13 protein-coding genes and 1 pseudogene are annotated in these 13,927 nt (G+C 54.7%); 6 read left to right on the forward strand and 8 right to left on the reverse strand.

Features of this window, described 5'->3' with window-relative positions:
- Positions 1–589 (reverse strand): annotated as a pseudogene (locus tag ACOMDU_RS04685) (Fic family protein); the annotation flags it as partial.
- Between the two features lie 194 nt (positions 590–783).
- Here ACOMDU_RS04685 and ACOMDU_RS04690 point away from each other — a divergent pair.
- From ACOMDU_RS04690 to larC, 4 genes are all read left to right on the forward strand, one after another.
- Complete coding sequence (locus ACOMDU_RS04690) at positions 784–1,101, forward strand: hypothetical protein (protein WP_421129285.1); 318 nt, start codon at positions 784–786, stop codon at positions 1,099–1,101.
- A gap of 334 nt (positions 1,102–1,435) precedes the next feature.
- Positions 1,436–2,185, forward strand: a complete 750-nt coding sequence (larE, locus tag ACOMDU_RS04695; RefSeq protein ID WP_421129286.1) for an ATP-dependent sacrificial sulfur transferase LarE — start codon at positions 1,436–1,438, stop codon at positions 2,183–2,185.
- Positions 2,178–2,933 (forward strand): nickel pincer cofactor biosynthesis protein LarB, encoded by a 756-nt coding sequence (gene larB / locus ACOMDU_RS04700; protein WP_421129287.1) that lies wholly within the window; start codon positions 2,178–2,180, stop codon positions 2,931–2,933. The genes larE and larB overlap by 8 nt, the downstream gene beginning before the upstream one ends.
- Positions 2,930–4,159 (forward strand): nickel pincer cofactor biosynthesis protein LarC, encoded by a 1,230-nt coding sequence (larC, locus tag ACOMDU_RS04705; RefSeq protein WP_421129288.1) that lies wholly within the window; start codon positions 2,930–2,932, stop codon positions 4,157–4,159. The genes larB and larC overlap by 4 nt, the downstream gene beginning before the upstream one ends.
- 114 nt (positions 4,160–4,273) lie before the next feature.
- Here larC and ACOMDU_RS04710 read toward each other — a convergent pair whose 3' ends face one another.
- From ACOMDU_RS04710 to ACOMDU_RS04735, 6 genes are all read right to left on the reverse strand, one after another.
- Positions 4,274–4,681: a DUF3842 family protein gene (locus ACOMDU_RS04710; protein WP_421129289.1), complete on the reverse strand. Its 408-nt coding sequence runs from the start codon at positions 4,679–4,681 to the stop codon at positions 4,274–4,276.
- Positions 4,682–4,789: 108 nt separating this feature from the next.
- Positions 4,790–6,085, reverse strand: a complete 1,296-nt coding sequence (locus ACOMDU_RS04715; protein ID WP_421129290.1) for a glucuronate isomerase — start codon at positions 6,083–6,085, stop codon at positions 4,790–4,792.
- Between the two features lie 22 nt (positions 6,086–6,107).
- Complete coding sequence (locus ACOMDU_RS04720) at positions 6,108–7,379, reverse strand: nickel-dependent putative hexonate epimerase (RefSeq protein ID WP_421129291.1); 1,272 nt, start codon at positions 7,377–7,379, stop codon at positions 6,108–6,110.
- A 1-nt stretch (position 7,380) separates the two neighbouring features.
- Positions 7,381–8,217 (reverse strand): SDR family oxidoreductase, encoded by an 837-nt coding sequence (locus ACOMDU_RS04725; RefSeq protein ID WP_421129292.1) that lies wholly within the window; start codon positions 8,215–8,217, stop codon positions 7,381–7,383.
- Positions 8,218–8,229: 12 nt separating this feature from the next.
- Entirely contained in the window at positions 8,230–9,681 is a 1,452-nt protein-coding gene (gene gnd, locus ACOMDU_RS04730) for a decarboxylating NADP(+)-dependent phosphogluconate dehydrogenase (protein WP_421129293.1), read from the reverse strand.
- An 11-nt stretch (positions 9,682–9,692) separates the two neighbouring features.
- Positions 9,693–10,775, reverse strand: coding sequence for a PfkB family carbohydrate kinase (locus ACOMDU_RS04735; protein WP_421129294.1), 1,083 nt, complete (start codon positions 10,773–10,775; stop codon positions 9,693–9,695).
- Positions 10,776–10,912: 137 nt separating this feature from the next.
- Here ACOMDU_RS04735 and ACOMDU_RS04740 point away from each other — a divergent pair, with 137 nt between their 5' ends.
- Positions 10,913–11,728 (forward strand): helix-turn-helix transcriptional regulator, encoded by an 816-nt coding sequence (locus tag ACOMDU_RS04740; RefSeq protein WP_421129295.1) that lies wholly within the window; start codon positions 10,913–10,915, stop codon positions 11,726–11,728.
- Between the two features lie 102 nt (positions 11,729–11,830).
- On the opposite strand, the gene ACOMDU_RS04745 is transcribed toward ACOMDU_RS04740, so the two are convergent.
- Entirely contained in the window at positions 11,831–12,871 is a 1,041-nt protein-coding gene (locus ACOMDU_RS04745) for a LacI family DNA-binding transcriptional regulator (protein WP_421129296.1), read from the reverse strand.
- A 327-nt stretch (positions 12,872–13,198) separates the two neighbouring features.
- Between ACOMDU_RS04745 and ACOMDU_RS04750 the strand changes: the two genes are divergently transcribed.
- Complete coding sequence (locus ACOMDU_RS04750; RefSeq protein WP_421129470.1) at positions 13,199–13,921, forward strand: amino acid ABC transporter ATP-binding protein; 723 nt, start codon at positions 13,199–13,201, stop codon at positions 13,919–13,921.
- Positions 13,922–13,927: the final 6 nt, after the last annotated feature.

Below are 13,927 nucleotides of genomic sequence, written 5' to 3' on the forward strand. Positions count from 1 at the left end.
TGCGCTCCGGCAGCGCCTGCCAGGGAAAGCCCGTATGCTCCACCTTTGCGCCGATCACATACACGCTGTCATGCCGGTAGAAATGACCGGGCAGCAGCCGATCCTCCTCGGGTAGATAGGCACCGATGGCCATTTCATAGAGCTGGTGAATGGTCTCCTCAGTGATTTGATTCGCCGGGTCGCTGATGAACTCCAGTCCCTTTTTCATGCCGAAAATGCGGCTTTCGCTTTCGTCTGTGGGAGCAAGACCGGAGAGGATCTTGCGGACGCTGTCACGGGTGAAGTCCACCTGCTGCTCGATGGTGAAGGTGGAAACGATCTCCTCCTCCATGGCCTTGACGCCGTAAAGCTGTGTGCTGTTCTGCGGCGTCAAAAGCACCTTGGCGGCTGAAAGGCGCACCTGTGCAATGCTGCTCAGATAGACGATGTTCTGCCCGGAGAAATCCTTGAGCGGCAGCGAATGATAGAAACCGTTTTTCAGCAGCTCCGTAAACTCTTTGATGTCGGCCTGCGGAAATTTATAGCCGAGCCTTCTCAAATCCAGAATGTTCTTGTCAGACAGCATCTTGGTAAACAATGCGGCATCCATAAAAGCACCTCCACTCCTGATTGCAATTAGTATCAACAAGTATCAGTATAGTGGAGTATGCCCTGAATTGCAAGAGGGAAAACGGATTTGTGATGGTCAGCACCACACCATCCACGGAGTATGCCCATAGCGTCACTGCCCTGCATACGCACCTGGCATTCAAATATACGCCCAGTACTCTTTGCTAACGGGATATGGAGGCCGGAGCTGGAGCGTTACACCAGTCTGGTACAGCAAATCAAGGAAAAAGCCAGAGAGCGTACCGCACTTATAAGAGAGAAAAAGGAACTGCCTTTTCTCCGTATCATCTGCAGCCGGGAATTGCTGTTAGACTTGCAGAGCTGACGGAGGAATTGGAGGAACTGCGCACTGAAAATGCTCTGCTTCTGCAAAAATTTGAGCATGTAGAGGATGCAGGCGCGAAAGTGTTCCGCAGAGATATTGCCACCATGGAGGCCGGTCTGAAAAAGCTGGAGGCACAGGAACAGCATCGAAATTTCTCCAGAAAATGAAAAAGAAATGACCCTGAGCGGTAATCGTGTGATTGCTCGCATGTTTTGTTATCTGGGAATCAGTGCATTTAGTCTTACTCTTGTTGCTCAAGCAGGACTTCGGTTTCTCATGCTTGCCATGTGTTTTTCTGAAAAAAAGTGCTAAGTCGGTTGACACCGCAGCGTGCTTATTGTATTATAGCCCCAACATCGACTCAAGTCGATTGGCAACTGCCCAAGTACTTTCGCCATCCCAATACTTGAATTTATACAACCGTGTACCACAAGGACACGCAACCATCCTCAAAGGAGCGGTTGTGTGTCCCTTCTTATATGCAATTGAGGAGAATTGAAATTGGAATTAAAAGAATTCTTTGCAGCACACCCCAAAATCGCACTGGCCTTTTCCGGCGGTGTGGACTCCGCGTATCTGCTCTATGCCGCAAAGCAGCTGGGAGCCGAGGTGCGGGCGTATTATGTGAAAACAGCATTCCAGCCGCAGTTTGAGTTGGACGACGCCAAGCGTTTAGCCGAGGCGCTTCATGCCGACATGACCGTCTTACTGGTGGATATTCTCTCCGATACGAGGGTCGCCGCAAATCCCGCCAGCCGCTGTTACTTTTGCAAAAAGTCGATTTTCTCGTCGATCCTGCACGCTGCAAGCGCGGACGGCTTTACCACGCTTATAGACGGTACAAACGCCTCAGACGATGCAGGAGATCGCCCCGGAATGCAGGCGTTGAGGGAGCTGAAGGTATATTCCCCGCTCAGGGACTGTGGACTGACAAAGGCCGACGTTCGCCGCCTGTCTAAGGAGGCCGGCCTGTTTACCTGGAATAAGCCCGCTTACGCCTGCCTTGCCACCCGCATCCCCGCGGAAACGCCGATCACCCCGGAGGATCTGGCGCGGACCGAGAAGGCGGAGGACTACTTGTTCTCTCTGGGTTTTACCGATTTTCGCGTCCGGCAGATGGGAAACGCCGCAAAGCTCCAGCTTCCGGATGCACAGCTGGCACATATCGTGGAGGCACGGGAACAAATCGTCGCCACGCTGAAGCAGTGGTACAGCACGGTTTTATTGGATTTGGAGGTTCGAGATGAATAGTGAGATCAGGCTCATTTTGGAAGCCGTAAAGCGCGGAGAGCTGTCCGTTGACGACGCTGCGTTAAAAATCAAGATCAAGCCCTTCGAGGATATTGGCTACGCCAAGGTCGATCTACATCGCAAGGTTCGGCAGGGCGCTGCGGAGGTCATTTACGGCGCCGGAAAAAACGCCGAGCAAATCAGCGGCATCGCTTCTGCCATGAGGGGCAGCGGGCAGGATGTCGTTCTCATTACCCGGCTTTCGCCCGAAAAAGCGGAGCAGATCAAAGCCGTTCACTCCCTCGCCTACCACGCCGAGGCGGGGATCGGTGTTATAGGAGAGCTTCCCGCTCCGGACGGCATCGGCAGGATCGTAGTTGCGACCGGCGGCACCAGCGACATTCCGGTGGCAGAGGAGGCCTCCCTGACCGCCGAGGTTCTTGGCAATCGCGTCACCCGCCTGTATGATGTGGGCGTTGCCGGGCTGCACCGTCTGCTGGCTCATCTGGATGACATTATGGGAGCCAGCGTCATCATCGCCATCGCGGGCATGGAAGGCGCGCTGGCCAGCGTCATCGGAGGACTGGCCGACTGTCCGGTGATCGCCGTCCCCACCAGCATCGGCTACGGCGCGTCCTTTCAGGGACTGTCCGCATTACTCTCTATGCTCAACTCCTGCTCCAGCGGCGTTTCTGTGGTAAACATTGATAACGGCTTTGGCGCAGGGTATCTGGCAAGCATGATCAATCACATGGAGGCAAAATCATGAAAACTCTGTATTTGGATTGCGGCATGGGTGCCGCAGGCGATATGCTGACCGCGGCACTGTTGGAGCTGCTGCCTGACCCGGATGGCTTTGTGGACGAGTTGAACGCTCTCGGCATTCCCGGTGTGCAGTATCGCCGGGAGGCGTCCGTAAAGTGCGGCATCACCGGCACACATATGTCTGTTACGGTAAATGGTGTGGAAGAATCCGATCACGCACATGCCCATCACCACGACCATGAGCATACACATGAACATGAGCATACACATGAACATGAACACACGCCTCACCAGCACAGCAGCCTGCACAGGATCCGGCACATAATATCCGGCCTGCATCTGCCCGAGGCGGTGCAGCACAACGCGAAGGCCGTCTACGGACTTATCGCAGAGGCGGAGAGCCGCGCCCACAATGTCCCCGTGGCGGAGAGCCACTTCCATGAGGTTGGAACGATGGACGCCGTGGCAGACGTCGTTGCCGTTTGCCTGCTGATGGATCGGCTGGCGCCAGAAAGGGTTATCGTCTCCCCCATCCATGTGGGCAGCGGTCATGTCCACTGCGCGCACGGCATTCTGCCCGTTCCCGCTCCCGCCACCGCATATATCCTGCAGGGCCTTCCGATCTACGGCGGCAGCGTAAAGGGCGAGCTTTGCACGCCTACCGGCGCCGCGCTCTTAAAGCATTTTGCCACCGAATTTGGTGAGATGCCTGTTATGCGTGTCGGCGCCATTGGCTACGGTATGGGTAAAAAGGACTTCCCCGCCGCAAACTGCGTGCGGAGTATGCTGGGAGAAGCCGGCGAATCGTCCCACACGGTATGTCAGCTTTCCTGCAATGTCGACGACATGACGGCCGAAGCCATCTCCTTCTCCATGGATCGCCTGTTTGATGCCGGAGCCCTGGAGGTCTATACCACGCCTGCCGGCATGAAAAAATCCCGCCCCGGCACGCTGATCTGCGCCTTGTGTCCAGAAGCTGCGCGGGAGGCTGTGGTGGAAGCCATGCTGCGCCATACCACGACCATCGGCATTCGGGAGAGCCTCTGCCGCCGGTATGTGCTGGAGCGGCACATTGAAAGCATCGAGACGCCCTACGGGGTAGTACGCCGCAAGGATTCCTGCGGATACGGTGTCACCCGTTCCAAGTACGAATACGACGATCTCGCCCGCATCGCAGAGGAGCGGCGTATCAGTCTTTCCGAAGTGGCCGCGCTGGTGGAAGCCCTCTGACGGCAGCGTAAAGCTCCATCCCCGCAGCGCAAGGTCACCGGCGACATAAGCCGGAAACGAACAGCAAGCAGGAGGCGGCCAAATGGTCACCTCCTGCTTATTGCGGCTTGTTCTTTACTTTGCGATTTTCCTCAGTTCCTCCACCGTTTCACAGGCAATCTCGCTTATGGTAAGCTTCTTCGCGCCGATCACACGGTTGCTACAGCGATTAACGGGAAGAAGCAGCTTTACGGCCTTACTCTGCCCCACGGCAGCCGCCATGGCCGGTGTGACCTCTCCCAGCATAGAATCGGCAGATATGATGCCCACCGGACCGATGATCACATCGGCATCACGACTGGCAACAATGACGGGGTTCTCCCCGGTCGCGCCGTACATCGCTCCGCCCTTCAGCATGGTGCAGGTCGCAATGCTGTTCGTGCCAATGGCATACACTTCACAGTCCACATCGCTTTTTACAATGGCCTCGGCAATGCTCTGCCCGAGCTTACCGCCCTGCCCATCAATAATCACAACTTTCATAGTATTCTCCGTCTTGTCGGGACACTTGACCAGCTCACAATGCTCTCCGCTTTTTGAATGATGACACAGTTCTCGCTCCACGCCAGCAACTGCCGGTGTGGACGACCGTCATAGCCTTAAAAGAGCAGCGGCATTTTTCCAGCAGACATTCTCCACGATGCGCCCCAGTGCGGCAATATCTGCCGGATACTGGCCGCCGTCCACTAACTTACCCAACTTAGCGCACAGGATACGGCGGTAGTACTCATGCCGAGGAAATGAGGTGAATGACCGGGAATCTGTCAGCATACCCGCGCTGTGGGCCAGTAGGCCGGTTTCCATCAGCTCGTCCAACTGCGCATTGATCCCTCGCAGCGTGTCATTGAACCACCATGCAGCGCCGTACTGCACCTGCGGAGCGAAGTTCACAGCCATGGTGCTGAAAACCGCGCTCTCCGCGGGGTTAAGATTGTAGAGGATCACGCGCGGCAATCCACCGCCGCTTTCCAGCTTGGCCAAGAAATGCCCTAATGCCGCAGGATCACTGGTTGCACCGACGCTGTCGCCACCTGCATCATGGCCAACTGTCTCCAGCAGGCGCGGCGATTGATCGCGGATCGGGCCGAGATGCAGCTGCATGACCATGCCCCGGCGGCGATATTCCTCTCCAAGGAAAAGCAAAAGCTGCTCCCGCACCTCGTCAGCGCCGCCGCGCAGGCAGGACAGCCCATGGTCGGCGACCACGCATCCACAGGCCTGAAAATGGTCTAATGCCACACACAGCGCGTGCTTCAGGCCGTCTATATCCGCGATAGCAACGCCGGTTGACTCTGCCAGCCGCGACAGATGCTTCCGCGCACCGGGATGCTCCGGCTCCAGATAGCGATCCGGCCGAAAGGACGGCAGCACTTCAAAGGGGATCCCGTCATCCCGGCGGATCTGCTGATGCCACTCCAGCGAGTCCGCCGGATCATCGGTCGTACACAGAGCACGGACATTCTGCTGCTTCAGCAGGCTGACGGTATCCTGCTCCCGCAGCTTTTCCCGCGTTTCCTCCCAGATAGATGGTGCGGTTTCGGGCGTCAGTGGCGTGTGGATGTTAAAGTAACGCTGCAGCTCCAGATGCGTCCAGTGGTAAAGTGGGCAGCCGGCCAGTTGCGGCACCACAGACGCCCACGCCAGGAACTTCTCATAACCATCGGCATCGCCTGTGATCCGCCGCTCCTCTACGCCACAGGCGCGCATCGCCCGCCATTTATAATGATCGGTTTCCAGCCACAGTTCCGTCAGATCACGAAAGACACGGTGCTGGGCAATATCTCTGGATGACAGATGGTTGTGATAGTCGATAATGGGATTTCCTTCTGCGTGTTGATGAAACAGCGTTTTCGCCGTTTCTCCATGCAGAAGGAAATCCTGGCTCATAAATTCTTCCATAACACCCTCCTTAAAACCGCTCCCGGTTTATCCACAGGCCCAACGCAGGATTCGGGATAAAGTAAACCCGCTCTCCGTCTACCGTATTGTACCCGTATCGCAGCGTATCGGGATCGTACTTTGCCGCCATCTCGTCATAATCAGCGCTGCGGAATCCGACTGCCTCGATCTCCTCTCGGAAAGCATCCCTGACCGCATAGGTGATGGTAAAGCGCCCATCAGAGGAGCCGTGGATGAGATGGGCCGCCGCCCCCATATTGTCCCGCAGATCCTGATTCTCCGGCTTGTTGAATTCCTCCAGCGTATGCAGGCGGCCCCTATATCCGTACTTACGGATCAGCTTGTCCACCTGTGGATCCTCCCCAAATTTTGTAACGCCGGGTGCCAGCACGATCAGCTCTCCGCCATCTGCCATAGCCATACGGGTGCGATAGACAGCCTTGTTTCCCAGCCATGTGCTTTTGAATTCACCGGGATCCAGATAGACCACGCATTTTTTCAGTCCCTGCTCTACAAAATCGATATTTTTCTCCTGCGACAGCTTAACTGCCTCGGTCAGGCATTCGCGTCCCTCCCCGATAAACAGGCCATGGGTGCGGATGCTGCCTGCCGGAGCAGTGGTCACGGTCAGCACGAAGAGAATGGGGTGCTGGCGCAGGAAACGCTCCATCGAGTAGTCAAACAGCTTGCGCACCGGTGTGTGGTCCCTGCCCATCATCCGTTCCATGCCGTATACTGCGCCCACCATGTGACTTTTATTGATCATGTCGCTGCCGCCCACGCCTACAAACAGGTTTTTGGCATGGTTGGACATACCGATGACCTCATGCGGCACCACCTGACCCGGCGAGATGATCAAATCGTACTGTTCGTCCATCACCCGCCGATTGATCTCCACGCTGATCGGCTCATGCCACAGCCCCTCCGTGACATCCTCCAGATAACTGCTTGGAACCTCTCCCACCTTCAGCACGTCAGTGCGCCAGTTGTGGGGAATCAGCTTTTCGTAGGGTACGTCGCCGAACATGGCAAGGGCCTGTTCCTCTGTCATTGGCTCATGGGTACCCAGTGCCGGCATGATGTCCACCTCGGCCCCCATGTTTTGAAGAATATGGTAGTAGGTGTTGGTGATGAATCCGGCGTTGGAATGATACCGCGTAAAATCCGGTGGAAGGATCAGCACACGTCGTGGATGGCGGTCTTCCAAGCTCTGCCGCAGCGCGTGCGCGATCTCCTGCTGTGTTAGCCCGCTCTCGTTGTCCGCAATTTTGAAAATATTCATATTACACCCCGCTGTATGCGCTGAAACCGCCATCGATGGGCAGCACGACGCCGGTAACAAAGGAGGCAGCCTTGTCGTCCAGCAGGAACAATACTGCCCCAATCAGCTCCTCCGGCCGGCCAAATCTCCCCATAGGGGTAGCCGCTAATATCTTGCCGGTACGAGGCGTCGGGGAGCCGTCTTCATTCCACAGCAGTGTCTTGTTCTGCTGCGTAGACAAAAAGCCCGGTGCGATGGCATTGACGCGGATTCCCTGCTTAACAAAGTGAACTGCCAGCCACTGTGTAAGGTTGGATACGGCGGCCTTGGCACCGGAATAGGCAGGGATCTTTGTTAGCGGCGTATATGCGTTCATAGACGAGATACTCAATATGCTGCACCCTCCACGGCCCAGCATATCCTGTGCGAACACCTGCGTGGGAATCAAGGTGCCTGAGAAATTCAGCTGCAGCACGCTCTCTATATCCTCCGGCCGCAAATCGAAAAAGCTGCGTACCGGCGCATCTAAGTCGCCTGCCTCGTAATACTCATGCTCCGTGGTGGCCTGCGGCTTGTTTCCTCCTGCTCCGTTGATCAGCAGGTCGCACTGCCCAAGCTGTTCCAGTACCCGGCGATGGCAGTCCTCCACCGAATCACGGTCGCACACATCACAGACATAGGCGCGGGCCGTACCGCCCACCGCGGTGATCTCATCTGCTACCCGTTGCACCTTCTCCGCCGTGCGGCCCAGCAACGCGACCCGGGCGCCAGCCTCTGCCAGTGCCTTGGCCATAACCGAGCACAGGACACCTCCGGCACCGGTAATGACCGCAACCCTTCCGTCAAAAGAATGCTCCATGTGTTACCTCCATTAAGCGTTATAGGTGCCCGCGGCCGTGCTGCCGCCATGACCGGTCCAGTTAGTGTGAAACACCTGATCCGCCGATGCATCCAAGCGCCGGTAAGTATGTGCGCCGAAATAGTCCCTTTGCGCCTGCAGCAAGTTGGCAGGCAGGCAACGCGTCGTATATCCATCGAAATAACTGAGCGCGGCAGACATCGCAGGCGCCGGTACACCGCAGCTCGCTGCAGCGGAAACAACCGTGCGCCACGCAGGAAGCAGCTCCTTGATGGTTTTTTCAAAATAGGGATCCAAAAGCAGATTAGATAGCGCCGGATTTTCAATATAAGCGTCCTTGATCTTCCCCAAAAAAGCACTGCGAATAATGCATCCGCCCCGCCACATCAGCGCAATGCCTCCATAGTTCAGATTCCAACCGTATGCACCGGCAGCCGCCCGCATCAACGTATAGCCTTGTGCATAGGATATGATCTTGGACGCATACAGCGCCTGATGTATATTCTCAACAAACAATTCTTTGTCTCCGGTAAATGGGGGGATAATGCGATCAAAGACGGCGGCAGCTGTTACACGTTCGTCCTTCATAGCGGATAAGCAGCGGGAAAACACCGCTTCGCTAATCAGTGTCAGCGGAACACCCTCGTCCAGCGCAGCTGTGGCTGTCCATTTGCCAGTCCCCTTCTGTCCGGCGGTATCCAAAATGTGCTCCACCAGCGGGCTTCCATCTACATCCTTGTAGGCCAGGATATCGCGGGTGATTTCAATAAGATAGCTATCCAGCTCTGTATCGTTCCACGCGGCAAAGGCTTGGTGCATTTCGCCATCGGACATCCGCAAGTAATCCCGCATCAACTGATATGCTTCACAGATCAGCTGCATATCGCCGTATTCAATGCCGTTATGAACCATTTTTACAAAATGTCCGGCGCCATTTTCGCCGACCCACTCGCAGCAGGGGGAGCCGTCCTCCACCTTGGCGCAGATGGCCTGAAAAATAGGCTTGACATAAGGCCATGCCACTGGGCTGCCGCCGGGCATCATGCTGGGGCCCTTCAGCGCACCCTCCTCTCCGCCAGAAACACCGGTACCAATGTATAGCTTTCCCTTACTCTCCACATAGGCCGTGCGGCGGATCGTGTCGGGGAAATGGCTGTTTCCGCCGTCGATGAGGATATCATAATCATCCAGCAGGGGCAACAGCTGTTCGATCATGTCGTCTACGGCCTGTCCTGCCTTTACCATCATAAACACCTTACGAGGGCGCTCCAGCTGGCTGACAAACTCCTCCAGCGTATGGCAGCCGATGATGTTCTTTCCGGCAGCACGACCGGCAATAAACCGATCGGTTTTCTCCGTTGTACGGTTATATACAGCCACAGTGAATCCCTTGGATTCCATGTTCATCACAAGGTTCTCGCCCATGACGGCCAAGCCGATCAATCCGATATCTGCTTTCTTCATTACTTCTCCTCCTATCGCTGTACACGGGCATTACCCGCGTATACGTCCCATACCTGCTTTTCATCGGCAGGCTCTGCATAATCGTTGAGACTGGAGGCCGCCAATACGCCGGATGCCCAGCCAAATTGCAAACATTTTTCGCCGTTCCATCCATTCAGTACGCCGTACAATACACCGCCGGTAAAGCCGTCGCCACCACCGATGCGATCCATCACCTGGATGGGGCGGGGCTCCTCCACATACCATGTATCTCCATCCAACAGAATTGCACCCCAGAGATGCTCGTTGGCGGAGATCACCTGCCGCAGTGTGGTAGCAAACATACGGGCATTGGGATACCGCTCCTTGACCTGCGTGATCATCGCCTTAAAGCTGTCGATCTTCCCCTTCAGTTCTTTTCCCCCCGCTTCAGGGCCCTTGAAGCCCAGGCACAGCTGGAAGTCCTCTTCATTGCCCACCAGAATGTCGGCGCAGGAGGCAAGCGCGTGGAACGCGGCAGATAACTCCGCCTCGCGGCCCTCCCAGAAGGTGGCCCGGTAGTTCAAATCGAAGGAAACAAGCGTGCCATATCGCTTGGCCGCCTCGGCCAATGCAAGGCAACACTGTGTTGTCTCCGGGCTCATGGCCGCGATCAGACCAGAGATGTGCAGAATTCCCACGCCCTCGTGACCAAAGATGCGTTCCACATCGAAATCGTCTATACAGAGTGTGCGACCCACTTCGCCGGCTCGGTCATTCCAAACACGTGGTGCCCGCAGCCCAAAGCCGGAATCGGCAATATTGAACTGATGACGAAATCCCCACGGACCGCCCTGCTCTACCTCGACGCCCTCGAATCGAATATTTCGGGCGCGAAGCTGCTGTTTGATAAATTCAGCTACGGGACTGCCCTTGACAAACTTCGTCATAGCCAGGCAGCCCATACCAAGACTGGACGCAACGTTCAATACGTTTGTTTCGGCACTGGTAGCCTGCAAACGAAACAAGTCGCTATTGTGTACAGCCATCCTGTCAGGCGGCGTAATGCGCACACCAATAGAAGTTACGCAGGCGATGGCATGCAAAGGCAGCACAGCGCGGTCAAACTGCTTCATAAAGGGTTCCTCCTTGTTATTTGTGATCGTATAGCCATTGTAGTTTGAGCACAAAAGCAAGTCCATTGACATAATGCGCATATCATATTGCAAAAAAGCGCATTGCTGTGCTATACTTGTAAAAAGGAGGATGCGCCATGGAATCACATTTCTATTATCGGGACGAAGATCTGTTCGTCCACCACACATTGGACAAGCATCCGACGCCGGATAGCTTTCCCATGCACGCCCATGAGCGTATGGAAATATTCTACTTTCTCTCTGGCTGCGGCGCTTATCTGATCGAAGGTACGCAGTACGACCTGTGTGCAGGCGACGTATTGATCATGCGCCACGCAGAGGCGCACAAGCTGCTGATCCGCCCAGACGAGCCGTATGACCGCATTGCCATTCACTTTTCTCCCAGACTGCTGTCCTCACTGGATCCGGAGGGTGCGCTGCTCCGTCCATTTCTGAACCGTCCATTGGGACGGATGAACCGTGCGGCGCCAACAGTTGGAAAGCATGCCTCGCAGTTGCTGCAATTAGAGTCTCTGCGAGAGTCGCCTTACCAGACGAGACTGCGGATCATCAGCTGCCTCCTGCCTCTGCTGTGTGAGCTGAGCGACTCCTTTCAGGCCAATGCGTCAGATGCAGCGGACAGCGGCACGCAATCACTGGCTGCACGATTGACCGCCTACATAAACGATCATTTGTATGAGGACATCTCTCTGGAAGCCTTGTGTCAAGTTTTCTTTCTCAGCCGCTCGCAGATCAATCGGATCTTCACCGGCGCCACCGGAACGTCTATTTGGCGGTATGTGACCATCAAACGGCTGCTGGCGGCTCGAGCGATGATCCGCGACCATGAACCTGCCGGTGATGTCTGCACCCGCTGCGGATTCAACGACTATTCGGCATTTTACCGGGCCTATAAGGCGCGCTTCGGCTGCTCCCCTACGGAAGATATCTGAATTATATGCAATACATACAAATAGAGCAGTACCGCATCTCAAATGAGATGCGGTACTGCTTTGCAGCCTGTATGGTCATCATATACGCCCATTCCCTCTGCGTTATTTTTCTACAGAAAAATATGTTGAGGTGTGGTCCTTATTTATGAGATCAGGGCGGAAGGAATCTCGCAGCACCAATTCGGTTGAGATCACCACGCGGGAAGCCGGACGCTCGCCCCGAAGCACACGGAGCAGGATCTGTGTGGCTGTGGCGCATACTGTCTCAACATTGGTATCCATGCTGGTTAATTCCGGCGTAGTACACTGGGAAAACCGGGAGTTATTCAGTCCTACGATGGGAATGTTGATTTCTCTGGCTTGCAGTGCTTTTTGTGCGCCTACTGCCAAAATATCATCAGCCGCAATCAGCGCATCGAACGCAATACCGTCATCCAGCATTTTTTGGATCATTTCGCGAGAGGGCTGCAATTCGTCCTCTGTCTCCGGGATCTGCAGGATCAGCTCCCCATCATCCGGCAATCCGCATTGCGCCAAGCCCTCCCGGTATCCCTGAATTTTTTGAAAGCCACTGAATGAACAGGTATCATTCAAATACAAAATACGGCGGCATCCATAGTCAAAGAGCGTTTTGACCAGATTTTTTACACCCTCCCGCTCATCACTGAGTACACAATAGACGTTGTCCAGCTCCACCAAACCGTTGATAATCAGAATGGGTATCTCTGCTGCGATGGGTACAAAATGCTCATATTGGGTCAGTTCCTCCATCGTAGAGCCAATTAGAATAATAGCATCCACGCGACGGTTGTGGAGCAAATTCAGGGATTTTGCCTTGTTTTCACTGACGCTGTCGGTACAGCTCAGAAGAATATCGTACCCGGCATCCCGCAGCAGATGCTCCAATATCGAAACCGGTTTCACATGGTTTATATCAGAGATGATCGGGCAAAGGATCCCTATCGTTTTTGAGGCGGTCGAATTAAGGTTTCTGGCAAAGATGTTTGGCACATACCGCTCCTGGTCAATGATCTCCATGACCTTGCTGCGGTTTTTTTCGCTGACATTAGCGCTGTTATTGATAACGCGTGATACTGTTGCCACGGAAACGCCGGCTTTCTCTGCAATATCATAGATATTCATGCGTACAACCCCTGAGAATAAAATTTATCACTGATTTATAACAGTTTACCATACAGATACCGCCTTGTCATTGTACAAAAAAGAGAAAAATAATCGTGTCAAATGTTGAAAAGTGAACTATTGAAATCGGTTACAGCGCATGATGCAAGCATTTTTCAATAAATTGCAATGTTATTTCGTAGAAGCAAGAAATACAAAGCAACTATTTTGCCGCAATTGCGGTTAAAACCATTATTGACAATCGCATTTTTGCAATATATACTCCTGTGTAACGGGTTACAAATTGCAATTCAAGCACACAGCGGCAGAAATAGGAGGGCGCACATGCTGATAGAAGTAAAAAATCTGCACAAGTCCTTTGGAGAGAATCAGGTGCTTCGCGGCATCGACGTTTCCATCCAGAAAGGCGAAGTCGTCGTGGTTATCGGACCTTCCGGTTCGGGAAAGAGCACCTTCCTGCGCTGCCTGAACCTGTTGGAACAGCCTACCGACGGACAGGTTATCTTTGACGGCGTTGATCTGACGGATGGCCATGTAAATACGTTAGAAACATGCCGCCGCATGGGTATGGTGTTCCAGCGGTTCAATCTGTTCTCCAATCTGACGATTTTGGACAATGTAACACTGGCGCCTATGTTGGTAAAAAAGCAGTCACGCGCAGAGGCAGAAAAGCGGGCGCTGGCCCTGCTGGAAACCGTTGGATTGTCCGAGAAGCGCGACGCCTACCCCGAGCAGCTTTCCGGCGGACAACAGCAGCGCGTAGCCATTGCCCGCGCACTGGCAATGGAGCCGGAGGTCATGTTGTTTGACGAAGCCACCAGCGCTCTTGACCCGGAGATGGTGGGTGATGTATTAAGCATCATGCGCGACATGGCGCGTCAAGGCATGACCATGGTGGTCGTCACTCACGAAATGGGCTTCGCCCGCGAAGTGGGAGACCGCGTGTTGTTCATAGACGGCGGCGTGATCGTAGAAGAAAACACGCCCGATGAGTTATTCAGCAACCCCCAGAACAAGCGCACGCAAGACTTCCTGAGCAAGGTACTTTGATCAGGA

It is taken from the genome of Vescimonas sanitatis, assembly GCF_049060325.1.
In the GTDB taxonomy this organism is placed as follows: domain Bacteria; phylum Bacillota; class Clostridia; order Oscillospirales; family Oscillospiraceae; genus Vescimonas; species Vescimonas sanitatis.